General features: G+C 72.7%; 20 protein-coding genes and 2 tRNA genes. 11 read left to right on the top strand and 11 right to left on the bottom strand.

Going from position 1 to position 23097, the window contains the following annotated elements:
- Positions 1 to 1415 precede the first annotated feature (1415 nt).
- Entirely contained in the window at positions 1416 to 1994 is a 579-nt protein-coding gene (locus J4709_RS31650) for a YceI family protein (RefSeq protein WP_208246126.1), read from the bottom strand.
- 121 nt (positions 1995 to 2115) lie between these two features.
- Between J4709_RS31650 and J4709_RS31645 the strand changes: the two genes are divergently transcribed.
- Positions 2116 to 2502: a winged helix-turn-helix transcriptional regulator gene (locus J4709_RS31645; protein ID WP_208246124.1), complete on the top strand. Its 387-nt coding sequence runs from the start codon at positions 2116 to 2118 to the stop codon at positions 2500 to 2502.
- Here J4709_RS31645 and J4709_RS31640 read toward each other — a convergent pair.
- Positions 2489 to 2953, bottom strand: coding sequence for a hypothetical protein (locus tag J4709_RS31640; RefSeq protein WP_307801702.1), 465 nt, complete (start codon positions 2951 to 2953; stop codon positions 2489 to 2491). The genes J4709_RS31645 and J4709_RS31640 overlap by 14 nt on opposite strands.
- Positions 2954 to 3184: 231 nt before the next feature.
- Between J4709_RS31640 and alaS the strand changes: the two genes are divergently transcribed.
- Complete coding sequence (alaS, locus tag J4709_RS31635) at positions 3185 to 5803, top strand: alanine--tRNA ligase (RefSeq protein WP_208246121.1); 2619 nt, start codon at positions 3185 to 3187, stop codon at positions 5801 to 5803.
- 40 nt (positions 5804 to 5843) lie between these two features.
- Here the strand turns inward: alaS and J4709_RS31630 are convergent, their stop codons facing one another.
- Positions 5844 to 6884: an NAD(P)-dependent alcohol dehydrogenase gene (locus tag J4709_RS31630; protein WP_208246119.1), complete on the bottom strand. Its 1041-nt coding sequence runs from the start codon at positions 6882 to 6884 to the stop codon at positions 5844 to 5846.
- A 425-nt stretch (positions 6885 to 7309) separates the two neighbouring features.
- Complete coding sequence (locus tag J4709_RS31625; protein WP_208246117.1) at positions 7310 to 8278, bottom strand: FkbM family methyltransferase; 969 nt, start codon at positions 8276 to 8278, stop codon at positions 7310 to 7312.
- A 374-nt stretch (positions 8279 to 8652) separates the two neighbouring features.
- On the opposite strand from J4709_RS31625, the gene J4709_RS31620 reads away from it, so the two are divergent.
- From J4709_RS31620 to J4709_RS31610, 3 genes are all read left to right on the top strand, one after another.
- Entirely contained in the window at positions 8653 to 9018 is a 366-nt protein-coding gene (locus J4709_RS31620) for a hypothetical protein (RefSeq protein WP_208246115.1), read from the top strand.
- A 732-nt stretch (positions 9019 to 9750) separates the two neighbouring features.
- Entirely contained in the window at positions 9751 to 10494 is a 744-nt protein-coding gene (locus J4709_RS31615; protein ID WP_208246113.1) for a hypothetical protein, read from the top strand.
- Positions 10495 to 10680: 186 nt separating this feature from the next.
- Positions 10681 to 11145, top strand: a complete 465-nt coding sequence (locus J4709_RS31610; RefSeq protein WP_208246111.1) for a hypothetical protein — start codon at positions 10681 to 10683, stop codon at positions 11143 to 11145.
- A gap of 6 nt (positions 11146 to 11151) precedes the next feature.
- Here J4709_RS31610 and J4709_RS31605 read toward each other — a convergent pair.
- Positions 11152 to 11225, bottom strand: a tRNA-Pro gene (locus J4709_RS31605).
- Positions 11226 to 11380: 155 nt separating this feature from the next.
- Between J4709_RS31605 and J4709_RS31600 the strand changes: the two genes are divergently transcribed.
- Positions 11381 to 11451, top strand: a tRNA-Gly gene (locus J4709_RS31600).
- 167 nt (positions 11452 to 11618) lie between these two features.
- Positions 11619 to 12668 (top strand): hypothetical protein, encoded by a 1050-nt coding sequence (locus J4709_RS31595; RefSeq protein WP_208246109.1) that lies wholly within the window; start codon positions 11619 to 11621, stop codon positions 12666 to 12668.
- 4 nt (positions 12669 to 12672) lie between these two features.
- On the opposite strand, the gene J4709_RS31590 is transcribed toward J4709_RS31595, so the two are convergent.
- Positions 12673 to 13545, bottom strand: coding sequence for a LysR family transcriptional regulator (locus J4709_RS31590; protein WP_208246107.1), 873 nt, complete (start codon positions 13543 to 13545; stop codon positions 12673 to 12675).
- 114 nt (positions 13546 to 13659) lie between these two features.
- Between J4709_RS31590 and J4709_RS31585 the strand changes: the two genes are divergently transcribed.
- Positions 13660 to 15129, top strand: a complete 1470-nt coding sequence (locus J4709_RS31585) for an MFS transporter (protein ID WP_307801700.1) — start codon at positions 13660 to 13662, stop codon at positions 15127 to 15129.
- 58 nt (positions 15130 to 15187) lie between these two features.
- Here J4709_RS31585 and J4709_RS31580 read toward each other — a convergent pair whose 3' ends face one another.
- The 3 genes from J4709_RS31580 to J4709_RS31570 all read right to left on the bottom strand — a co-directional run bounded on the left by J4709_RS31580 (position 15188) and on the right by J4709_RS31570 (position 17603).
- On the bottom strand, positions 15188 to 16618 hold the full coding sequence (locus tag J4709_RS31580; RefSeq protein ID WP_208246105.1) for a sialidase family protein: 1431 nt from the start codon (positions 16616 to 16618) through the stop codon (positions 15188 to 15190).
- 180 nt (positions 16619 to 16798) lie between these two features.
- Positions 16799 to 17182, bottom strand: coding sequence for an NUDIX hydrolase (locus tag J4709_RS31575; RefSeq protein ID WP_208246103.1), 384 nt, complete (start codon positions 17180 to 17182; stop codon positions 16799 to 16801).
- Between the two features lie 25 nt (positions 17183 to 17207).
- Positions 17208 to 17603, bottom strand: coding sequence for a cupin domain-containing protein (locus J4709_RS31570; protein WP_208246101.1), 396 nt, complete (start codon positions 17601 to 17603; stop codon positions 17208 to 17210).
- A 52-nt stretch (positions 17604 to 17655) separates the two neighbouring features.
- Between J4709_RS31570 and J4709_RS31565 the strand changes: the two genes are divergently transcribed.
- Together J4709_RS31565 and J4709_RS31560 are read left to right on the top strand one after the other, a co-directional pair.
- Positions 17656 to 18711: a GlxA family transcriptional regulator gene (locus J4709_RS31565; RefSeq protein ID WP_208246099.1), complete on the top strand. Its 1056-nt coding sequence runs from the start codon at positions 17656 to 17658 to the stop codon at positions 18709 to 18711.
- A gap of 149 nt (positions 18712 to 18860) precedes the next feature.
- Entirely contained in the window at positions 18861 to 19874 is a 1014-nt protein-coding gene (locus J4709_RS31560) for an ArsR/SmtB family transcription factor (protein ID WP_208246097.1), read from the top strand.
- A 48-nt stretch (positions 19875 to 19922) separates the two neighbouring features.
- Here the strand turns inward: J4709_RS31560 and J4709_RS31555 are convergent, their stop codons facing one another.
- Both J4709_RS31555 and J4709_RS31550 read right to left on the bottom strand, forming a co-directional pair.
- A complete protein-coding gene (locus J4709_RS31555) occupies positions 19923 to 20429 on the bottom strand; it encodes a hypothetical protein (protein ID WP_208246095.1) in 507 nt (168 codons plus the stop codon).
- A 127-nt stretch (positions 20430 to 20556) separates the two neighbouring features.
- On the bottom strand, positions 20557 to 21750 hold the full coding sequence (locus J4709_RS31550) for an MFS transporter (RefSeq protein WP_232384307.1): 1194 nt from the start codon (positions 21748 to 21750) through the stop codon (positions 20557 to 20559).
- A 210-nt stretch (positions 21751 to 21960) separates the two neighbouring features.
- On the opposite strand from J4709_RS31550, the gene J4709_RS31545 reads away from it, so the two are divergent.
- On the top strand, positions 21961 to 22923 hold the full coding sequence (locus tag J4709_RS31545) for a threonine ammonia-lyase (RefSeq protein WP_208246091.1): 963 nt from the start codon (positions 21961 to 21963) through the stop codon (positions 22921 to 22923).
- Positions 22924 to 23097 lie beyond the last annotated feature (174 nt).

Below are 23097 nucleotides of genomic sequence, written 5' to 3'. Positions count from 1 at the left end.
TCCCGGTCCTCCCGGGAGTCCTCCTGCTCGGCCCGCTCCAGGGCGTAGAGCCGGACGAGGTCGTGCAGCCGGTACCGCATCCGGCCCGTCGCGTCCGTCCCCGAGCACTCGGCGAGCTGCGCGTCCACGAGGGCCTCCAGCAGGTCCTCGCCCTCCAGGTCGGACACCCCGAGCAGCGCGCCCGCCGCCCACGCCTGCACGTCCGGCGCCGCCTGCACGCCGAGCGTGCGCAGCAGCCGCCGCTGCGTCGGGCTGCAGTCGTCGTAGCTGAGCGCCAGGCTCGCCCGGACGCCGCGGTCGATGCCGTGCTCCAGCTCCCCCAGCCGGCGCCGCTCGTCCCGCAGCCGATCGGCCAGCACCCGCGGCGTCCACGACTCGCGCGCCGCGAGCCGTCCCCCGCAGATCCCGACCGCCAGCGGCAGCCGCCCGCACAGCTCGGCGATCTCCGCCGCCGCCTCCGGGTCCGCGCCGACGCGGTCCCGCCCGGCGAGCCGTCCGAGCAGCTCCACGGCGTGCCCGGCGGTGAACTCGGGCAGCCGCCGGTCGAGGTCGTTCAGCAGGCCGAGCGGCTGCCGCGACGTCACCAGCACCGCGCAGCCGCCGCCCGGCGGCAGCAGCGCCCGCACCTGCGCCGCGTCGCGCGCGTTGTCCAGCAGCACCAGCAGGCGCCGCCCCCGCGTCCACGTCCACCACAGTTTCTGCAGCTCGGGCAGGCCGCCGGGGTCGGTCGCCAGCCGTACCCCGAGCGCCTGCAGGAACCCGAGCAGCACGTCCTCCGGCGGCACCCGCGCCCCCGCCGCGCCCCGCAGGTCGAAGTACAGCGCACCGTCCGGGTACCCGTCGGCGATCTCGTGCGCGAACCTCGCCGCGAGCACCGACTTGCCGACGCCCGCCGGGCCGTGCACCGACACCACCAGCGGCGACGCCGGCGACCCGGACCCGGCGGCGACCGCACGGCGCAGCTCGGCCAGCGACGCGTCCCGCCCCGTGAAGTGCGCGATCACCGGCGGCAGCTGCGCCGGGACCGCCCCGCCCGTGGCCTCCGCCGCCGGCCCGGGCCGCTCCGCCGGCTGCGCGCCCCACGCCGCGACCCCGGCCAGCGCCGCGACGCCGCCGGTCACGGCCAGCTGCACCGGCGCGGGCAGGCTGAACGCGTCCAGCGACGTCGTCACCGCCGTGATCACCGCGGTCAGCCCGCCGACGAGCCACGGCGCCGCCAGCCGCGCCCGCCGCACCGCCGGGGCGGCGCCGTCCGGCGCCTCCGGGGCAGCGCCGTCCGGGTCCGGCCGCGGGCGCGCCCCGGACGTCCCGTTCGGCATCGGCGCCCTCCGTCCCGTCCCCACCGATCATGGGGCGCCGGGCCCGCGCGGCGGCGGAACCCGCCGGGAACAGGCGGTTAACAGCGCGTTCCGCCCTCACTCCGTCCGCAGCACCGCCTCGATCTCCAGGACGATCTCGACCTTGTCGCTCAGCCCGAGCTTCCCGCCCGGCACGGTCGCGGCGTCGCCGACGCCGAACTCCAGCCGGCTGATCTCGCCGGTCGCGGTGAACCCGGCGCGGGCGCCCTTGAACGGGTCGTCCTGCCGGAACGCGTCCGGCCCGAACCCCTCGACCACCAGGTCCAGCGAGACCGGCTTGGTGACGCCGTGCAGCGACAGCTCCCCGTCCAGCACGAACCCGTCGCCGGCGGCGCGCACGCCGGTGGACCGGAACGTCATCTCCGGGTACTTCTCGACGTCCAGGAAGTCGGCGGACCGCACGTGCTCGTCGCGCTGGGCGTTGCCGGTGTCGACCGACGCCAGGCCGATCGTCGCGGTCACCTCCGAGCGCAGCGGGTCGTCGCCGGTCACGACGGTCCCCTCGAAGGTCCCGAAGCGGCCGCGCACCTTGCTCACCATGAGGTGCCGGATCGCGAACCCGACCCCGGAGTGCAGGGGGTCGATCGTCCAGGTGCCGGCGACGTAGTCGGGGATCTCGACAAGCTCGGCGGTCATCGTGTCTCCTTGGTTATGACCAGTAAGGCGGTTCCTTTCGGGAACCGTCTCCATGGTGCGGATCCACGCGCCATCACCACAAGAAGGCACTTTTTTCTGCCTCGGTTCCCTGGAGATAACCATGGACGTCAACGAGCACACGGCCGCCGGATGCCGGGGCCGGGAGATCCTCGAGCGGATCGGCGACAAGTGGTCGCTCCAGGTGATCGCCGTGCTCGGCGAGCGGACCCTGCGCTTCACCGAGCTGAAGCGCGAGATCGAGGGCGTCAGCCAGCGGATGCTGACCGTCACGCTGCGCGGCCTCGAGCGGGACGGCATCGTCGTCCGGACCGTCTACCCGGTCGTGCCGCCCCGCGTCGACTACACGCTCACCCCGATGGGCGCGACGCTCCTGGACGCCGCCATCACGATGGTGGCCTGGGCCGAGAGCCACCTCGGCGAGATCGACGCCGCCCGCGCCGCCTACGACGCGCGCACCGCCGAGACCGAGGCCCTCAAGTCCCGGTGAGCCCGCCGTCGCAGAACACGCACACGTAGTACTCGTCCTTGACGACGTTCAGCTCGCCGCAGCCGGGGCAGCGCCGGAAGACGAACGCCGCGGTGAAGCCGTCCGGGCGCGCCAGGCCCGCGCGGTCGAGCGCGCCGGCGACGTCGGGCCAGCACGCCGGGTCGGGGCAGTAGCCGGTCGACTGGTTGCTGACCTCGGTCGCGCGCCACTCGCCGCGGACCCGCTCGAACGTGATCTCTCCGGCGGCGAGGACGGGGCTCCCGGCGGCGCAGGCGACGTGCTCGGTGCGGCGCGGCGCCAGCCGGAGCGTCCCCGCGAGGTCGACGACGTAGGTGAACGGCTCGTCGTCCGGCTCCAGGCGGTCGATGTCGGCGGATGACGTGACGGGCGCGCCCATGACACCGGGACGCACGTGGGCGAGGAGTTCGGGCGGCCCCGTGTACGCGTACACAGGCGCAACCGTAAGGGGGCCGGCGGTCGGGGGCGAAGGGAATTCGCGGTGCCGAACGAGGGTCGGCTCGGTTAGCGTTACAGGGAACGTGTCCGCGAACGGGAAAGCGTCCGATGGTCTTTCACGAGGTGGGGCGGCGAGCTAGCCGCGCCGAGCTGGGGAACGAGCAGTCGTGCCCGGCCCGGCTCGGCGGTGTGCGCCGTCATCCCATCGACCTCGTGAGGCCGTTCCATGCGCTCTTCTGAGATCCGTTCCACCTTCCTGGACTTCTTCCGGGAACGCGACCACCGCGTCGTCCCGTCCAGCCCGCTGATCCCGCCGGATCCGACGCTGCTGCTGACGAACGCGGGCATGAACCAGTTCAAGCCGTACTTCCTCGGCGAGACCGAGCCGCCGCATCCCCGCGCGATGTCCGTGCAGAAGTGCGCGCGGACGTCCGACATCGAGAACGTCGGCCGGACGACCCGGCATTCGACGTTCTTCGAGATGCTCGGCAACTTCTCGTTCGGCGACTACTTCAAGGCGGAGGCCGTCGCCTGGGCGTGGGAGCTGTTCACGCGCCATTACGGCCTCGACCCGGAGCGCATCTGGGTCACCGTGTACCTCGACGACTCGGAGGCGGAGGACCTGTGGCGCCGGGTCGGCGTCCCGGCCGAGCGCATCCAGCGGCTCGGAATGGAGGACAACTACTGGTCCATGGGGACTCCGGGCCCCTGCGGGCCGTCGTCCGAACTGCACTACGACCGCGGCCCCGCGTTCGGGCGCGAGGGCGGTCCGGCGGTGGACGGCGAGCGCTACCAGGAACTCTGGAACCTGGTGTTCATGCAGAACGTGCGCGGCGAAGGAACCGGTAAGGGCGATTACCCGATCCTCGGCGAGCTGCCCGCGAAGAACATCGACACGGGCCTCGGCCTCGACCGCCTCGCGGCCGTCCTGCAGGACGTGGACACCGTCTGCGAGACGGACCTGCTCGCGCCGACCCTGCGGCTCGTCCAGGAACTCGCGGGACGCCCCTACCCCGGACGCGACGGCGGCGAGGACTCCATGTCGTTCCGCGTCGTCACCGAGCACGCGCGGTCCATCGCGTTCCTCATCGCCGACGGCGTGCTGCCCGCGCGCGACGGCCGCGGCTACGTGCTGCGCCGCCTGATGCGCCGCGCGGCCCGGCACGCGCGCCGGCTCGGCGTCGACGAGCCCGTCCTCGCGCCGCTGACCGGCAGCGTCATCGGCAACCTCGGCGGGACCTGGCCGGAGCTGGAACGCCAGTCCGAGCTGATCGAGCAGGTCGTCACGGCGGAGGAGGAGGGATTCGAGCGGACGCTGCGGCAGGGCACCCGGCTGCTGGAGTCCGCGATCTCCCGGGCGGACACCACGCTGTCCGGGCAGACCGCGTTCGAACTGCACGACACCTACGGCTTCCCGATCGACCTGACCCTCGACGCGGCGCGGTCCGCGGGCCTCACCGTGGACGAGGACGCGTTCGCGGAACTGCTGGAGAACCAGCGGCGGCAGGCGCACCGGGCGGGCCGGGACCGCAAGGGCGACGCCGTCGCGCGCCGCGACCTGTACCGGCGGGTCATCGCCGAGCACGGCCGCACCGACTTCGTCGGCTACTCCGCCACCCGCGCGGACACGCGGATCGTCGCGCTCCTCGACGGGACGGGCACCGCGCCGGTCGCGTCCGAGGGCGAGGAGATCGAGGTGGTCCTCGCGCGCAGCCCGTTCTACGCGGAGGGCGGCGGGCAGGTCGGCGACACCGGCACGATCCGCACGCCCGGCGCCGTCCTGGAGGTCGTGGACACCCGTCCCGGCATCGACGGGCTGCACGTGCACGCCGTCCGTATCGTGGACGGCGAGGTCCGTCCCGGCGACGACGCGGAGGCGGCCGTGGACGCGGACCGGCGCGCGGCGACCGCCCGCTCGCACAGCGCCACGCACGTCCTGCACGCGATGCTGCGGCGCGTCCTCGGCGACCACGCGGCGCAGCGCGGATCCCGCGTCGAACCCGGCCGCCTGCGGTTCGACTTCGCGCACTTCTCCGCCGTGCCCGAGATCGGCATCGTCCAGACGCTCGTCAACGAGTACCTGGCGGACGACCCCGACGTACGCGTGTGGGAGGCGTCCCGCGCCGATGCGGAGGCGGCGGGCGCGGTCGCGCTGTTCGGCGAGAAGTACGGCGACGACGTCCGCATCGTGGACATCGGCGACGCGTCCCGCGAGCTGTGCGGCGGCACGCACGTCGGGCACGGGTCGCAGGCGGGGCCGGTGCACATCGTCGGAGAGTCGTCCATCGGCACCGGGCTGCGCCGCATCGAGGCGCTCACCGGACCCGATGCGCTCCGCCACTTCGACCACGAGCGGTCGCTGCTGGCCGAACTCGCCGCGCTGCTGAACGTCCCGCCCGACCAGGCGCCCGGCCGGCTGCGGCAGCGCCTCGACCTGCTCGCGGAGACGCAGCGCGAACTCGACGCGCTCCGCCGCAACGAACTGGACGCGCTCGCGGCACGCCTGGCATCACATGCCGAACCGGTGCCGTCCGGCTGGCTCGTCGCGCAGCAGGTGGACGACGCGACCCCCGCCGACCTGCGCACTCTCGCGTCCGCGATCGTCTCGTCCGGCGACGGGCGCGGCCTCGCCGTCCTCGGCACCGCGTCCGGCGGCAAGGCGCAGCTGGTCGCGGCGGCCGGGCCCCGCTCGGACGTCCGGGCGCGCGATCTGCTCACCGACGCGGCACGCGAGGTCGGCGGCGGCGCGGGCGGCAAGGGCGCACTCGCGAACGCGGGCGGCCGCCGGCCCGAGAACCTCGCGAAGGCGATCGCGGTCGCGGCGGCGCACGCGCGAACCCTCTGAGACCTTCGGCGCACCGGCGTTTCCGCCGGTGCGCCGGGGCTCATCCGTTGGGCAGGATCACCGCGCGCCCGTTGATCCGCCCCGCGTGCAGCCGCTCGTACGCCTCCGGCGCCTCGTCGAGCGAGTACGTCTCGACGTGCACGTCCACCACCCCGGCCCGGGCCAGCTCCAGCACCTCGATCAGCTCGGCGCGGCTCCCCCAGTACGGCGCCCGCACCGACGCGTCGTACGGCACGACACCGAACCCGAGCTGCGCGATGCCGCCGCCGATCCCGACGATCAGCACGTCCGCCTCCACGCCCGCGACGGCGGTCGCCGTCGCCACCGTCGGCGGGGCCCCGACGAAGTCGAACACCGCCTGCGCGCCGAGCCCGCCGGTCAGCTCCCGCACCCGCGCCGTCGCCCGCTCGTCCGACAGCACCGTCTCGTGCGCGCCGACCGTCCGGGCCAGCTCCAGCTTCTCCTCCGACACGTCCAGCGCGATCACCCGCGCCGGGCTCATCGCCCGCAGCACCTGGATCGCCACGTGCCCGAGCCCGCCCGTCCCGATCACCACCGCGGCGCTGCCCGGCACCAGCTTCGGCAGCGCCCCCTTGATCGCGTGGTACGGCGTCAGGCCCGCGTCCGTCAGCGGGACGTTCCGCACCGGGTCCAGGTCACCGAGCGGCACCAGATGCCGCGCGTCGTCGACCAGCAGGTACTCGGCGATCGCCCCGGGGGCGCCCAGCCCCGGCGGCCGGATCCCCAGCTCGTCCGCCCGCAGGCAGTAGTTCTCCTTGCCCTGCGCGCACATCAGGCAGGTCCCGCACCCCCACGGCCCGTACACGGCGACCGACTCCCCGACCGCCACCCCCTCGACGCCGTCCCCGAGCGCCGCCACCATCCCGGCGCCCTCGTGCCCGAGCGTCAGCGGCAGCGGGAACCCCAGCTGCTCCGCCGGCCAGCTCATCACCGCGATATCGGAATGGCAGACCCCCGCCGCCGTGACCTTCAGCAGCACCTGCCCCGGCCCCACCACGGGATCCGGCACCGTCACGACCTCCGGCGCCCCGCCCACCTCGCGATACTGCACCGCCTTCATGGCTCCCCCTCCGACGACGGCCGCCCCGCCCGGGCCGGCCTTCTCCCTCGCCGCAGGGCATGCCCCCGAACCCCACATTCCACCCACTCCAGCGGGCGGGCTCACCAGGACGCCGGCTCGCCGCCCTCCCGCCGGACACACTCGATCCAGTACCGTCCGTCGCCGTCCCGGCGGGCGCCGTGGATGTCACGCCGCCGTGCGGGTCGCGCCGGACGCAGCCGAGCGCGTGTGCCAGACCGGCGAGGTCTGGGCGCTGCGGCGCAGGCGAGAGCTTGAGGTCCACCAGAACCAGGAGTTCCGACATGGTCCAGGAGGCTCCGCGGCCCCCGTCGGCTGAGCTACCTGTTGGGTCCCGCGCGCAGCTGCGCGCGGGACCTTCTTGCGTACGGACTCAAGCTGCCGATGCCTGAGATGCTCGACCGCGGTCAGTGCGGGGTGAGCGTGTGCAGCCGCTCAGACGGGACGAGGATGACGTCGCGGGATCCGAAGCGGGGCAGCGGCACGTCCGCGTTCAACTGCTCGTCGGTGATGGCATGGAGGGACGTGTCGCCGATCGCGCGGACCTCGTAGCCGGCCCCACGCAGCTCGCAGATCAGCTTCCGCAGTCGAGGCACATTCTTGAGCACCTCGATGACGATGGTGGGGCGCTGGGCCAGCAGCCAGGGCCGGACCGATTCCAGCACTGTCGCCTCGTAGCCTTCGATGTCGAGCTTCAGCAGGTCGACGCCTTCGACCAACTCGCTCATCGGCCGGGTGGGGACGGTCACCGTGGTGCCGGCCGGGCGGTCGTTGATCCCTTCGGCGCCTTCCGACAGGTAGGCGCCGGTGGGTGCGGCGTACTGCTCCTGGTCGGGCAACGCCAGCTGCATGGTGGCGGGCGCGCCGTCGCCGACCACCGCGGCCTGCACCACCTGGACGTTGCCGAGCCCGTTGAGTTCGACGTTGCGGGAGACGATCGCGGCGGCCTCGGGGTTGGCCTCCACGGTGGTGTACGGGGTGCCTGGTGCGGCGTTGGCGCCTTGGACGGTGTAGTAGCCGATATTCGCGCCGACCTCCAGGATCCGGCCGGCCTGGGCGCATAAGACGCGCCACCAGTGCGTCTCCGCACCCTCGTAGCCGGTTGCGCCGTACCAGAACAGCAGCTGCACCAGGCGGGACCGGACCACGGTGAGGCGGACGTCCGGTCGGTCCGGTAGCGCAATCTCCTCAAGCGGGGTGAGGGGCCGGTGGCGGAGGACGCCGGCGAGCGGCCCCCACAGCCGTCGGGTCGCGCCGGACGCCGCGAGGTTCCGGTTCCGGACGGCGATGACGGCGCCCATCGGGGTGATCGTCAGTGCGTGGGAGAGCGCGATCCGGGCGCGGACGCGCGCTCGCGTGGCTGGGGAAAGAGACATGGCGGCCTCGCTCGCTGCGAAGGTTAAGGGAAAGTGAGCGGGAGGTAAACCGTGCCCTAACCAACGCGGCGAAGCAGCCGTTGTGGCCTTTCTGGACCAAAGGCGGCCAAAAGGGGGTCCGGATGCGGCCACCGGGGTTTCGGCTGCTTCAATCCAGCTGCTCCGGCAGGAAGATATCGCCCTTCCGTGTTTCCACGGAAAGGGCTCGGCGCCGAGCCGCCCGACCGAATACCACCGACGGTTTCGGAAGCGCACTGTGTGCGTTGCCCATCAGCGGTGACCACGGCGCGTGTACTAGCCGTATACCGGCTCCCGGCACAGTGCATCCACAAGCATCGAGACGGCCCAGGTGGGCCTTCACAAAGGGGAGTGACGTGCGAAAGATCGCGAAAACCGCCATGGCCGCCGCGCTGACCGCGAGTGCGGCACTGGGGGCCGGCATCACAGGCGCGTTGCCCGCCCACGCCGGAAACGCTCCGATCCCGGCCGACTGCAGCGGCAGGTCCGGTGAAGCCCACCTCCACCGCTTCGTGCGCTACAACAACGTGCACATGCGGAAGTACAACAACGTCGATGCCCAGTGGGTGGCCACGCTGTCAAAGGGCAAACGACTGCACAGCTTCTACCCCGAGGTCGACACGCAGGGCCGCCGGATGTGGGCGTCCCGGGCTTACGTCCACGGCAAGTACGTCTGCGGCTACGTCTACGCCTCGAGCATCCTCTGGAACAAGAGCTGGTGAGGCTGCCGGCCCGCGCGATCTGCCGCCGGTTCGAGGTCTCCGAGCCCCTGGCGGTCGTTCACCCGGCCGGCCCCTCCCGCGCAGGGGCGTCCTCGGCCTCGTTCGGTCTCTCCAGTCGATGAACCGTCGGCCCCGCGCGCATGACAGGAGGCCCCGCGCCGAATTGCGCAGGGCCTCCTCGATGCGGGACTCCTCAGGGCCAACCGGACGCGCCGCGGCGGGGTCCGAGCACCGATTCCAACGCGTTGCGCCTGATCTAGTCAGGCGGCGTGGTGACCTGCTCGAGTCGTCAGCGGTCAGTCTGGAAGGGGCTTGGCCTCCTCGCCGAGGACGGCGTGCGGTTGCCGTTCAGGCATCGCGTGAGGCTCTCGCCTCTGCGTGCAGCCTGGCTACCTGCTCGCGGAGCCGAGCCGGCTCCGTGTTCGCCTCGCCCAGCTGGCCTTCGAGCTCGGTAGCGCGGTCCTTGGCTTTGCGGGGTGGGCTTCCCGGCCCGCTGGAGCCTCGAGCGTCCTCACCTTCCGGCGAGGAGACGCCCCCTCCCGGGAACGACTCCCCGCCCGCCCAAGACGGCCCGGATGCCCCGGGGCCCGGCACCCTCTCACCGTCCACCTGAGTCACCGACCCTCGATCCGGCCGACCAGCCCGACGACGTCGAGCCGGCCTCCTGGCTGCCCCTCTTCGACGAAGCGCTGCCCGCGCTGGCCCCCCCTTCTCTGACCCTCCCGAGGAGCGTTGACGGCGTACGCCGAACGCCGCGGCGACTACTACCGCGGCCGCTACAAGAACCCTCCCGCCGTGGAGGGCGTGTCGGTCGAGGAATGGCGGCGGCTCCCGGAGGGGCTGCGCCGCCCGGCCAACGGAGGCCGGGACCCCAGCGCCGGCGACATCACCCTGGCCGCGTGGCTGGAGGCGGTCTGGTGGCCGGCCCAGGATCTCGCGGACCGCACCGTCGACCGGTACACCTACTGTCCGAAGGGGCAGATCCTGCCGACCTTCGGGGTCGTCCGATCAACTCGCTGGTCCACCCGCAGGAGTTCGGCACCTGGGAGCGGGGCCTGCAGCCTGTCGACGGCGTCCAAGGCGCGTGCGCTGCTGTCGACGATCCTGGCGGACGCCAAGGCCGCCAGGCTGGTGGAGGACAACTGCGCAGCCCGCCTTCGGGGCCGGAGCCGCAGGCGCGGCCGGGTCCACCGGCAGGGCCCCAGGGACAGCAGGAAGGCGTGGCCGACCGGGGCGCTGCTGGTGGCCGAGCGGTGCGCGCTGCTCACCGGGCAGGACGACGACCTGGTGATGTGGCTGACGTGCGCCTGGTGCGCGCTGCGGTGGGGCGAGCTGATCGGGCTGCAGCCCGAACCACCGCCACGGCAGGCTGTTCGTGGAGTAGCAGCTCCGCGAGCTGGACGGCCGGTTCACCCGGGAGGACCCCACGGACGACTCGTTCCGCAACGACAGCGGCGACTACTTCGAGGCGCTTGACCTGCCGCCGCTGCTGGGCGAGCACGTCCTGCCGGCAGGGCCGGTCCTGGCCGACGTCGCTGGGGCATGGCCCAGCGAGCCGCTGCGTCCCGCGTGGCCGTTCGCGGCCGATGATGACTGGGCGCCGCCGCACCGCCAGGGGCGTCCGCGGTTCGACCGGCCGGCGGTGCAGGTGCGGGCCGTCGCGTGCCGGACTGCCCGGCCGTGGAGGGCCAGCGGCGCGTGACGCGGGCCGGCGGGGCCGCCGAGGACCATCGGGGGCGGCGTGCCCTGGCCGCCGCCTCCGGGCTCGTCCAGGACCGGGCGCTGGCGTCGTGGCTGCCTCTGAAGCCGGGGCTAACGCCGCACGGGCACAAGGTGTGGCTGGACGAGGAGAGGATGCTCGAGATCCTCCAGCATGATCGGTTCGGGCATTCGATGTCGGCGATCGGCGGTACCTACTCGCACGTGTCGGAGGCGATGCGCGCCGATCTGAGGGCGGTGCTGCAGGAGCGGTGGGAGACCGCGCTAGGCCAGCGGGCGGCGCTGTCGCCCCGCTCCCCCGTACGGTTGCTGGATGAGCTACTCGCTCCCCCGCGGGAGACCTGTCCGGAGATCGTCTCCCGATCTCCGTGTCGACTCCCCCACGTGAGAGAGCCGAACACCGTCTGACCTGCGTCGGGCTGGCGGGATTCGAACCCACGACCCCTGGCACCCAAAGCCAGTGCGCTACCAAGCTGCGCTACAGCCCGCGACCGCCGCCGTCCCCGGCGACGCGTGAAGTCTAATGCCGATCAGGCCCGTCCGCCTCGCTCAACCCGGCATTCCGGCCGCGGACCCGTTCGCCCACCGCAACCCGGTACGCTACCGTTGACGAGCGAGGGCCCAGTCGGCCCTCCAACCCCTCGCGGGCGTAGCTCAATGGTAGAGCCCCAGTCTTCCAAACTGGCTACGCGGGTTCGATTCCCGTCGCCCGCTCCCACTGAGAAGGCCCAGGTAGGAAGCCTGTTTCCCCGCCTGGGCCTCGTCTTTTCTCGAGATCGCTTTCGCTCACGTGCACGGTCGTGTGGGGGGCGGGCGAACGTTGTTCGTTTGGGGGCTTGCCTGCCTGGTGGCACCGTAGGTGGCAGCAGGGAAGGGGAGCCGTGACCACTTACGCCTTCGACGAGGACCGTCACGCGATCATTGCGATACAGGAGATCGGCGCGAGTCGCGCCGCCTCCACGTTCGCCGAGGTGCGGCGTGATGTTCCGGCCGACGCGATCCGGCACCTCGCTGAGGCTCTGAGCCGGCTGTCCGCCCAGGTCTGGCGTACCTACACCCATCCGGCCTCAGCCGCGGACGAAGAGGGCGCGCAGGAGCGGGAGGCGTTCACGGTCGTGGAGGTGGCGCTTACCCGGCCGAACCTGCCGTCGGGCGGCGTGTTGGAGGTGGCGTACAACCCGGTCGAGGAGGGCGCGCACCGTGTCGGCCGTGCTCTGCACGACATCGACGACGACGATCTGAGCAAGCGGGTCAGGGCCGAGGTGCGTGCCGAGCTGGCCGCCATTGAGCAGGCCGAACTCGGCGATCTCAGCGGCCGCGCCCGCCAGGCTCTGGCTCTCACGCGCGCGGACGCCTCGCCCGTCCAGGTCCAGGCCGCCGACAAGATTTTGGACGCGGACCCGTTCGGTGGTCCGGGCCTGTTCAAGGACATCGAGCCCGCGGCCGCCGCCATCGCGGCGGCGCACTGGCTCCAGGCCGCCGCCGATGTCACCACGGATGCGACCGGCTACGCGACCACGGAGATCCTCCAGGAGGCCGACAACATCGAGGCCCTCGCGCACGAGACCCCGACCCTCGTGCTCGAACAGCTTGAACTCGGCCTCAGCCCCTACGAGACGATCACCACGCTGATCCGGGGTGCGATGACCGTCGCCGAAGGCAGGATCCCCGATCTCGGCGAACTGCTCGAACACGTCACCGAAGTCGAGATGCTGGCCCGCCAGGACCCGGGACTTCGCTTCGCACTGCTCAAAGAACTGCGCACCACTCCCCTGGACCCCAAGCGTCCGGCTCACGGCCTCCTGGAGGACATCCTCGGCGGCATCCGCGGATGCTGGCTCATCTACCAGGAAGACGCCTCGGAGGACGACAGCGACTTCACCGAAGAGGTCCGTGCGGAAGCCAATGCGCACCGCGATCGCCTCACCTGAGATGTCAGGCGGACGTCTTGGCGGCGGCGAGCAAGGCTGTCGTCAGTGCGCGCCGGGTGGGGCGGGGCACCGCCAGTGCGGTGGGGACGAGGATCGGCGGGTCCGGCTCGACGAAGGAGACCGCCGCCGATTCCGCGCGGACGGCGCTGGTGGGGAGCAGCGCCCAGCAGCGGCCGGCGGCGATGGGCCCGGCGAGGATGTCCTGGGCGTGGGTGAGGGTGGGGCCGGGACGGGGAGTGAAACCGGCGGCCTGGCAGGCGTCGGTGATCAGGTCGTGGGTGCCGGGGTCCTCGTCACGGGCGGCGAGGGCGAGGGGCAGGTCGGCCAGGGTCGCGAGGTCGGCGGCGGTGCCCGCACGGCGTGCGGGGACGGCGAGCAGGAGCGGCTCGTCCCACAGGTGGTGGGCGGCCACGCCGGGCGTGCTGCGCGGTGGGGCCGAGACGAACGCGGCGTCCAGGTCCCCGGAGGCGACCGCGGCGAGCTTGTCCGGGACCGACGACGTGGTCGTCAGCTCGACCGTGACGTCGGGGTGGGTGGCGCGGAACGCGGCGAGGATGTCCTCCAGGCGCCTGCCGAGTCCGCGTGCGCTGCCGACGCGCAGGGTGCCGGTGCCTCCGGCGGCCAGGTCTGCGGCGGCTTTCGCGGCGCGGTCGATGCCGCGTAGCGCGCGCCGGGCGTGGGGCAGGAACGCCTCGCCGTCGGCGGTGAGCCTGATCTGGCGACGCGAGCGGTCGAACAGGGTGAGCCCGAGTTCGCGTTCGAGGGCGGCGATCTGCTTGCTCACCGCCGGCTGGACGATGTGCAGCGACTCCGCGGCCCTGCCGAAGTGGCCGGTCTCGGCGACGGCGACGAAGTAGCGAAGCTGGCGGACCTCCACCCGTGACCTCCACTGATTCCCATCGGTGATTGTTCCACGGTGAATTCGCTGATTGATGGCGGCTCTCCCGCACCGCTGCACTGGAACCGCACATACGCGATGGGGGGAGAACCGGTGCCGGAGAGTGAGTCGAGACGATGGCGGGCTTTCGCGGTCTGCCTGATGGCCGGGTTCATGACGCTGCTCGATGTCAGCGTGGTGAACGTCGCGCTGCCATCCGTGCAGGCGGGTCTGCGGACCTCGCCTGCGCAGCTGTCATGGGTGGTCGCCGGCTACACGCTGGCGTTCGGGCTGGTCCTTGTTCCCGCGGGCAGGCTCGGTGACGGCCTGGGCCGCCGCCGGGTGTTCCTGCTCGGTCTGGCGGCGTTCACGGTGGTCAGCGCGGTGTGCGGGCTGTCGGTGTCCGGGGGCTGGCTCGTGGGGGCCCGGCTCGGGCAGGGCGCCGCGGGAGGGTTGCTGACGCCGCAGATCGTGGGGTTGATGCAGCAGTTGTTCCAAGGGCGCGAACGCGGCACCGCCGCCGGGTTCTACGGCGCGATGGTCGCGGCGGCCACCGCGGTCGGCCCGTTGATCGGCGGCCTGCTGATCCAGCTCGCCGGTTCGGCGGACGGCTGGCGCTGGGTCTTCTTCGTGAACCTGCCGCTCGGCGCGGTGACGTTCGTTCTCGGGGTCCGGCTGCTCCCCCGCGACCGCGGGCGCGAGCGGGGAACCCGTCTCGACCTGGTCGGCGTCGTGCTGCTCGGCGCCGGGATCACCGCGGTCATCCTGCCGCTGATCCGGGCCGAAGGGGCGCAGCGGTCCGTGCCGTGGTCGCCGGTCGGGCTCGGCGTCGTGCTGCTGGCATGCTTCGTCGCCTGGGAACGGCACTACGGCCGCGGTCACGGGTCGCCGCTGGTCGACCTCCGTCTGCTGCACCATCGGCCGTATGCGATCGGGTCCGTCATCGGGGTCGTCTACTTCGCCGGCTACACCGGCCTGGTGTTCGTGCTGTCGCTGTACTTCCAGCAGGGCCTGGGATATTCGGCGCTCGCCGCGGGTGCCGCCGGGGCGCCGTTCTCGATCGGCTCGTCGGTCAGCGCCGCGCTCGGCGGTCGTGCGACGTATCGCTTCGGCCGTTCACTGGTCGTCGCCGGAACTCTGACCGTGGTGCTCGCGCTGGTGACCGTCGGCCTGCTGATCCGCCTCTACGACGGGACTCCGATGTGGGCGGTGCTCGCCGGGCCGCTGCTGATCGCGGGTGCGGGCAGCGGGCTGGTGATCGGACCGAACCTGACGCTCGCCCTCCAGGACGTCCCGCCCGTCCAGGGCGGCACGGCGGCAGGGGTCCTCCAGACCGGGCAGCGGCTCGGATCGGCGTTCGGCCTCGCGGTCGTCGCATCGTCGTTCCTCGGTGCGCTCGCCGCGTCCCATCGCGATTTCTCCCTTGCCGCCGGACGGGGCGTGTTCACCTCGGCCGCCTTTGTGGGCGTCGCACTGGCGGCCGCCGTCGCAGACGTACTCGGCTCGGCGTACCGACGCCGGCGGACGCCGCCTCGTCGGCCGGGCGGCGACCGCAGCGGGCGAAGCCGGCCCATACGGCGATGACATTACGGTCCGGGGCGGCCCGCCGGCGTTGGGGCGCCGGCGGGTCGCGTCCTGTCGGTCAGTTGTAGAAGGTCGCGCTGTGGAGGTCCACGGGGTTGGCGGTGTCGCCGGTGGCCACGCCGTACACGGTCGTGAAGGCCGAGCCCGTCGAGACCAGGCCGGTGTAGTCACCGAGCATCCGGCCGGAGCTGGTCGACGGGACGGCCCGCGCGTCGAACGGGCCCTCGATGTGCCGCTCGCGCCACGAACCGGGCTTCGTGCAGTCGCTCGCGCAGGTCACGGCCCAGAGGTCGGTGGGCAGGGTGGCGGCGGAGGTGTTGTGGCGGAAGTCGTAGTACGTGACTGCCAGCGCGCCGTCGGGGGACGCGGCGATCGCCGGGACCGCGGCCGAACCGGTGGGGGTCTTGTCCACGCGGACCGGGCTGGACCAGGTCTTCCCGCTGTCCGCCGACCGGGCGTACGCGACGTGGAAGGTGCCGTCGGCGTCCTGGCTCTGCCAGACCGCGTTCACCGTCTTGCCGTTCGGCTGGGCCGCCAGCAGCGGCAGCGTCGCGTTGCGCACCGGGTCGCCCGAGCCGTCCGGGTCCGGGATCTTGGTGCCGACGGTGAAGGGGGCCGCCACGTCCAGCGTCGGCGCCGACCAGGTGCTCCCGCCGTCGGATGAGCGGATGACCTGGGTCGCGGCGCCGGTGTCGGTCTCCTGGTGCATGCCGATCAGCAGCGTCCCGTCGGCCATCGGCACCAGCTCGGTGCCGATCGCGCCGCTGTTCGCGGGGAAGTCGTACGCCTTCTTCGTGGACCAGGTGCGCCCGTCGTCGGTCGACTTCGCCAGGTAGACCGGCTGCACCCACTCCCCGTTCGACCGGGTGTCGACCCGGTCCCAGACCGCGTAGACCACGCCCGGGTGGTACGGGTCGGCGGTGACCGTCGGACGGTCGTTGAAGAACTCGGGGTCATCGTCGCGCTGCAGGGTCGCCGGGGCGTCCCAGTGCTTGCCGCCGTCACCTGACCGCGACACGAGGATCGCCGTCGTCTCACCGGTGCGCGACAGCGAGAACGACGCGGCGACCGCCGCACCGGACGGCGTGACCGTGACCCAGTGGTCGGTCGTGACGTCGTAGTCGCCGCCATCGCAGCGGGAGAAGGCGGGCCGGTTCGCCGACGGATGCCAGCTCGCCCCGTAGTCGTCGGACACGGCGGTGACGGCCCCGTTGCTGCCGTACCGGTTCCACCGGTCCTGCTGGTACACCGTGACGAGATGCCACGGCCGCTTCGGGTCCCGCGCCACCATGGGCTGGACCTCGGTGTTCGGGTTGAGCACGTATCCGTCGCCCGCGGGCGAGCCGCAGTCGGCGGACAGCGCGCTGGCACCCGAGACGGGCACCACGCGGGCGGGATCGGAACCATCTGCAAAGGCGGGCTGAGCCGCGACGGTGCAGGCGAGAACGGTGGCCGCCGCGGCCATCACCGACGTGGAACGTCGTTTCAACGTACCTTCCTCACTTCGGGAGCGTCGCCGCGGGAAAGCGCCGGTACAAGCGGATACCGCCACCTGCCCCGCAGGCGTCGAAGGGCACGCCGACCCTACAATTCCAAGATCAAGAAGATGCCGCCGTTGACACGATGTTGCGCGCCGGAAGAACGACCCGTGACCCTCGCGGCGAGTGGCCTACATCGGGATCGGTCCCGGGTCGCTAAGGAATGCCGCAGACCCGCCATCGCGCGCTTCCTGCAGCGCCGCAATTCGGGTGAACAGGCGCGGGCTCATCGTCGCCTTCCAGGCACTGAGCGGTTGCACCAGCCAATCCGTGTGCTCGGCGGGATCCAAGACGATCCGTTCGAGTTCGGAGGCCGTGAGCACCCCGCCGTCGAAGACGGCGAACGGGTCCGCGTCGCCGTGCTCGACGTTGCCGCCCGGAAACTGCCAGGCCTCCACACCGTGCGCCGAGCGCAGAGCGAGCGGATTGCCCTCGGTATCGGTGAAGTACAGAGCCGCGTACATGGTGGCGTTGGGAAGAGTCCGCACGTACTCGTCAGGGGGCAGCCAGCTCACGGGCGCTCCTGCTTTCCTCGGCGAGTCATTCGCCGAGAGGGTGGCCGGTCGTCGCGTCGACGTGCGCCGGGATCTCGTCGTGGCGGTCGCCGACCGTGAGCGTCCCGGTGGGCTCGAACATCAGGATCGCCGCGCCCGCGGCCGAGGACGGCTTGTGCTCCGTGCCGCGCGGGACGGTGAAGACCGCCCCCCGGACGAGCCGGACCGTGCGCTCCCCGGCGGCCTCCCGCAAGGCGATGTCCAGCTCGCCGTCCAGCACGAGGAAGAACTCGTCGGTGTCGTCGTGGACGTGCCAGACGTGCTCGCCCTCGACCTTGGCGATGCGCACGTCGTAGTCGTTGACGTGGGTCACGACGCGGGGGCTCCACAGCGCGTCGAACGAGGCCAGGGCCGTGGCGAGGGTGACGGGTTCGTTGTTCATGGACCGATCCTCGCGGGTGGAGCATCGCGGAGAGAAGTGCTAGGAATCGCACATGGCGCAAGATTCCTCTCACGCGGGTTCCGCGGCGGGCCCGCACCGTGTCGTGGTGATCGTGGACGAGAACTCCAACCCCTTCGAACTCGGCTGCGCGACCGAGGTGTTCGGCCTGCGCAGGCCCGAGATCGGCCGCGACCTGTACGACTTCCGCCTCTGCGCGTCCGAGCCGCGCACCCTGATGCGGGACGGCTTCTTCACCCTGACCGGGGTCGCCGGCCTGGACGCGGTGGACGCGGCGGACACCGTGATCGTCCCGAACCGGCCCGACGTCGAGGTGCGCCGCCGCCCGGCCGTGCTCGACGCCGTCCGGCGGGCCCACCGGCGCGGCGCGCGGCTGGTCGGCTTCTGCAGCGGCGCGTTCACCCTCGCCGAGGCCGGCGTGCTGGACGGGCGCCGGGCCACCGCGCACTGGCAGTGGGCGGACGCGTTCCGGGCCCGGTTCCCCGCCGTCCGGCTTGAGGAAGACGTGCTGTTCGTCGACGACGGCGACATCCTCACCGCCGCCGGGAGCGCCGCCGCCCTCGACCTCGGGCTCCACATCGTCCGCCGCGACCACGGCGCGGAGGTCGCCAACGCGGTCAGCCGGCGGCTGGTGTTCGCGGCGCACCGGGACGGCGGGCAGCGGCAGTTCGTGGAGCGCCCCGTCCCCGACATCCCCGACGAGTCACTCGCGCCCGTGCTGGCCTGGGCGCAGGAGCGGCTGGACGCGCCGTTGACGGTGGCCGGTCTCGCGGCGCGCGCGGCGGTGAGCCCGGCGACGCTGCATCGGCGCTTCCGCGCGCAGCTCGGCACGACGCCGCTGGCCTGGCTGACCGCGGAAAGGCTCACCTTGGCCTGCCGGCTGATCGAGCGCGGCGAATCGCGCCTGGACGTGGTCGCCCACCGCAGCGGCCTCGGCACCGCGACGAATCTGCGCGCCGTGATGCGCCGCGCGACCGGCCTCTCTCCGTCCCAGTACAGGCACCGTTTCGGCCCGTCCCCGCAGAAGACGCCCCGCAACAAAACCTTGTCGTCGGCAAGCGACACCACCGAAAAGCATGCCGCCGGATAATGTTCCGCTCTCCACGCGCCCATGCGCGAGCGCGAGGTGATAGGGGCGGGATCGGAATCGGGTTTGCGGACAAGGTGATCACCGGGGATGGCAACCCATTCCGGGCCGGCGGGCATCTCACAGGCCAGGAACTCGAATTCAGGTGTGCGATGCTGCGAATTCATTTCACCGGTGAGGATCTGTCGCGTACCCGCCTCGCGAAGGGCCCTGATGCGATGTGGGAGACGGTGCTCAGCCTGTACCGGTTGCGCCGCGTTCAGGGCTCGGTCGTGTTCGGCCATTGGCGGCGCGCGGTCCGGGCGCAGGTTCCCGCCGATGCGCGTTTGCTGACCGATCTGGTGCCGTCCAGCGGATACGCGGTCGATTTCCTCACGCCGGCGACCGCGACCGGCACCCTGCAGGACGGCATGGAGGCGTTGCGGGCGACCCCGGCGCGGCGGCTGCACGAGGACGTGACCGAGCTCGCGGCGCGCCACCCCGGGAGCCCGGTGCCGGCGTGGGCCGGCGGGCTCGCGCGGGGCGAGCGCGGCACGCTGGAGCGGGTCGCCGACGCGGTGAGCCGCTACACCTCGGCGTGCCTCGCCCCGTACTGGGACCGGGTCGCGAAGGGCGTGGGCCGCGACCTGGCGATGCGCCGCCAGACGCTCGCCGAGGCCGGGTGGCCCGGGGTGCTCGCCGGCATCCATCCGTCGGCGCGCTGGGACTCCCCCGTCCTGGAGCTGGCCTACCCGGCCGATCACGACATCGTCCTGGACGGCCGCGGCCTGGTCCTCCAGCCGTCGTTCTTCTGCTGGGGGCAGCCGGTGACCTTGCTGGACACGGCGCTGCCGCCGGTGCTCGCCTATCCGGTGACGCCGCGTCCGGACTGGGCCGGCTCGGTCGTCCAGGACGACCGCGCCTCCGCCGCGCGGACCGGCGGCCGCGCCTTGGCCGCCCTGGTGGGCCGGACTCGTGCGCGCGTGCTGGAGGCGGTGGCCCTCGGAGACTGCACCACCACGCAACTGGCCGCGCGCACCGAGCTGCCGCTGCCGACCGCGAGCCGGCACGCCTCGGTGCTGCGCGACGCCGGCCTCATCGGCACCGAGCGGGACGGGCAGGGCGTCCGGCACTGCGTCACCGCGCTCGGCCGGTCCCTGATCGAGGGCCGGCCCCGGCGACCGTGATCGCGCTCGGTCGCCGGGGCGGCGGGCCCCCGTCCGCCGGGTCGTGCGTCAGTGCCAGTGGCCGTCGCAGGTCCGGTGGCTGCCTCCCTGCTTGCAGACCTGCATCCAGAAGTCCTTCATCTTGTATCCCGACTCGTTGGTCCAGTTGCGGATGCTGAGCGTCTTGGGCGACTTGTAGCCCTTGGTGGTGCGGATGTAGGTGGTGACCGTCTGCCACTTCACCAGGTTCCAGTAGCGGAACTGGACCCGGAACGCGGCGTACTTGCCGTCGGCCTTGCTGTCGCGGACGTATCCGTTCGCGAAGATCTGGTCGGGGTTCCAGCACAGCGTCCCCCATGCCTTGGCGCCGCTGATGCTGCTGGACGCCTTGCGGCACTTGGTGCTGCGCGCGTTCTCCCCGGCCGCCGGCCTGGCCGGCGCCTGCCGCGCGGCCGCGGCGGGACGGGCCGCCGGACGTGCGGCGGCGCCGGCGGGAGCCGCGGCGGCCACGGCCACGAGGCCGGCGCCCGCCAGCCCGGTGGCCATGACCGCGGAGATGGTCCTGGCACTGCTCATTTCGCTCACCCCGTTCGTCGCCGGGCTCCGTACGAGCCCGGGCCAGTGGTTCAGGGCGACTATCGATCGCCGCGGCGGATGCCGGAAGACCTTTCCATCACCGCGCAAAGGCGTAGCGCCCCGGGCGTCAGCGGCGATCGGGGGCGGTCGGTGGGGTCGAGAGCCGGGGTGTGCGGGCTACGCCGATGAGGGCGGCCGCCGCGAGCAGCAGGAGCGCGGTCACGGCCAGGGCTCCGGAGAGGCCGGCGTGGTCGGCGACCGCGCCGCCGCCGAGGGCGCCCAGCGCGATGGACAGGTTGAAGGCCGCGACGAGCAGCGATGACGCGCTCTCGGTCGTGGCGGGCGCGGCCTTGAGCATCCAGTTCTGCAGGCAGACCGACACGCCGCCGTAGGCCAGCCCCCAGACGATCAGGAGTCCGGTTCCTCCGGCGGGCCCAGGTTCGGCGAGTGCGAGCACCGCCGTGACGGCGCCGATCGCGACGCAGATCTGCAGCAGGGTGGTGCGCAGGTGCCGGGCGGAGCGGGCTCCGGCCGCGAAGTTGCCCGCCACGCCCGCGACGCCGTACGCCATCAGCAGCGCCCCGACCAGGCCGTCCTCGACGCCGACGGCGTGGAGGACGGGCCGGACGAAGGTGTAGGCGGTGAAGTGGCCGCCGACGACGAGGACGGTGATCAACACTCCGAGCCGCACCGCCGCGTTCTCCCGCAGCAGCAGCCCCAGGTCGCCGAAGCCGATCGTGCCCTGCGAGGGCAGCTTGGGGACGAGCGCGAGCAGCCCGGCCAGGGCGAGGAGTCCCAGCACGCCGACCGCCGCGAACCCGGTGCGCCACCCGGTCAGGTCTCCGATCGACGTCCCGGCCGGCACGCCGAGGACGGACGCGGTCGACACCCCGCCGAACACGACTGCCGTCGCGCGGCCGACGTGCCGAGGCGGCACCAGCCGGACGGCGAGTCCCCCGGCGATGGCCCAGAACCCGCCGACGCCCACGCCGATGACCACCCGTGCCAGCAGCATCACCGCGAAATGGGTCGCCGCCGCGCAGGCCAGGTTCGCCACGGCCACGAGGCCGACGAGACAGACCAGCAGCAGCCGGCGGTCCGCCCCGGCGGCCAGGACGGTGATCAGCGGCGCGGACACCGCCGCCACCAGGCCCGGGACCGTCAGCATCAACCCGGCCGTCCCGTCCGCGACACCGAGGTCGCGGCCGACCGGAGTGAGCAGGCCGACCGGCAGCAGCTCGGAGGTCATCAGGGCGAAGATCCCCAGCGTCACCGCCAGCACCGCCGCCCAGGCGCGGGCCCCGGCCGGGGTCTCCGTCATCTGCATCCGGCCCGCCGGGGTCGTCCGGGGCCTCCGGCGACGCGGCGCCCGCGCAAGGCAATGATCAACATAAATCTGGATGTTACATATCCAGATTGCGGTTCACCAGCCGCCCGTTCACGTTCTGTCGTTATCCACAGGAAACCGGGCCCGTCTCCGGCCGGTTCTCGTAGGGGCGCTCCCCAGCCTCCGGTACTACGCTGCTTTGCCGTGACGCGCCTCGACACCGCCCGGATCCGGGCGGCCCGCAAGGTGATCGACCCGGTGTTCCTCGACAGTCCGCTGTACCGCTGCGAGGCGCTCGAACCCGGGCTCGGATGCGCGGTGAGCATCAAGCTCGAAACGGCGAACCCGGTCCGCAGCTTCAAGGGCCGCGGCACCGAGGTCGTCGCGAGCCTGCTCGCCGACGAGGGCCGGGACGCCGTGGTGTGCGCCAGCGCGGGCAACCTCGGCCAAGCCCTCGCCTGGTCCGGCCGTCGCCGCGGGCTCGACGTCACCGTCGTGGCGTCTCGCGCCGCGCCCGCCGCCAAGCTCGACCGCATCCGCGCGCTGGACGCCAGGTTGGAACTGGTGGACGGCGACTTCGACGTGGCGCGCGAGCACGCCGCGGCCATCGCGCGCCGCGACGGCGTCCGGCTCGTCCAGGACAGCCTGGACATCGAGACCTGCGAGGGCGCGGCGACCATCGGCCTGGAACTGGTGGAGGACGCGCCGCCGTTCGACGCCGTCCTGATCGCCCTCGGCGGCGGAGCGCTCGCCACCGGCGTCGGGCACGTGGTGAAGGCGCTGGCACCGGGCGTCGAGGTCATCTGCGTCCAGCCGGCGGGCGCGCCGGCGATGACGCGCTCGTGGCGCGGGCGGCGCGTCGTCACCACCGACACGGCCGACACCATCGCCGACGGCGTCGCCGCTCGGTATCCGATCCCCGCCGTGCTGGACGACCTGCTCCTGGTCGCCGACGACGCCGTCCTGGTCGAGGAGGCGTCGATCGTCGCCGGCATGCGGATGCTCTTCGAGCGCGCCGGGCTGGTCGTCGAGCCGTCGGCCGCGCTCGGCATGGCGGCGGTCCTCGAAGACCGCGACCGCTTCGCCGGCCGCCACGTCGCCACCATCGTGTGCGGCGGCAACGCCGACGTGGACGCCTACCGGCGCTGGATAGGGAGCCCGTCTTGAGGCGCAGGCTCGATCCCGGCGGCTACGACGCCGAACTGCGGCGGCACGGCGAGGACCCGGCGCCGCGGCACGCGCGGTTGAGCGGCTGCGCGAGACGCTCGCGGCGCATTTGAGCGACGACGGCGTCCGCTTCGACTCCCGCGCCTGGATCGTCACCGCCCGCCGTCCCTGACC

The sequence above is a fragment of the Actinomadura violacea genome, assembly GCF_017573465.1.
GTDB lineage: Bacteria > Actinomycetota > Actinomycetes > Streptosporangiales > Streptosporangiaceae > Spirillospora > Spirillospora violacea.
The sequence above is the reverse complement of the archived record's forward strand: the minus strand, read 5'-3'. Positions and strand labels throughout refer to the sequence as shown.

What these genes read in the sequence shown, in the direction of transcription:
- J4709_RS31650 (WP_208246126.1), bottom strand. Translation starts at nt 1,994, where the DNA reads ATGACCGCCGAGCTTGTCGAGATCCCCGACTACGTCGCCGGCACCTGG.
- J4709_RS31645 (WP_208246124.1), top strand. Translation starts at nt 2,116, where the DNA reads ATGGACGTCAACGAGCACACGGCCGCCGGATGCCGGGGCCGGGAGATC.
- alaS (WP_208246121.1), top strand. Translation starts at nt 3,185, where the DNA reads ATGCGCTCTTCTGAGATCCGTTCCACCTTCCTGGACTTCTTCCGGGAA.
- J4709_RS31630 (WP_208246119.1), bottom strand. Translation starts at nt 6,884, where the DNA reads ATGAAGGCGGTGCAGTATCGCGAGGTGGGCGGGGCGCCGGAGGTCGTG.
- J4709_RS31625 (WP_208246117.1), bottom strand. Translation starts at nt 8,278, where the DNA reads ATGTCTCTTTCCCCAGCCACGCGAGCGCGCGTCCGCGCCCGGATCGCG.
- J4709_RS31570 (WP_208246101.1), bottom strand. Translation starts at nt 17,603, where the DNA reads ATGAACAACGAACCCGTCACCCTCGCCACGGCCCTGGCCTCGTTCGAC.
- J4709_RS31565 (WP_208246099.1), top strand. Translation starts at nt 17,656, where the DNA reads ATGGCGCAAGATTCCTCTCACGCGGGTTCCGCGGCGGGCCCGCACCGT.
- J4709_RS31560 (WP_208246097.1), top strand. Translation starts at nt 18,861, where the DNA reads ATGCTGCGAATTCATTTCACCGGTGAGGATCTGTCGCGTACCCGCCTC.
- J4709_RS31555 (WP_208246095.1), bottom strand. Translation starts at nt 20,429, where the DNA reads ATGAGCAGTGCCAGGACCATCTCCGCGGTCATGGCCACCGGGCTGGCG.
- J4709_RS31550 (WP_232384307.1), bottom strand. Translation starts at nt 21,750, where the DNA reads ATGACGGAGACCCCGGCCGGGGCCCGCGCCTGGGCGGCGGTGCTGGCG.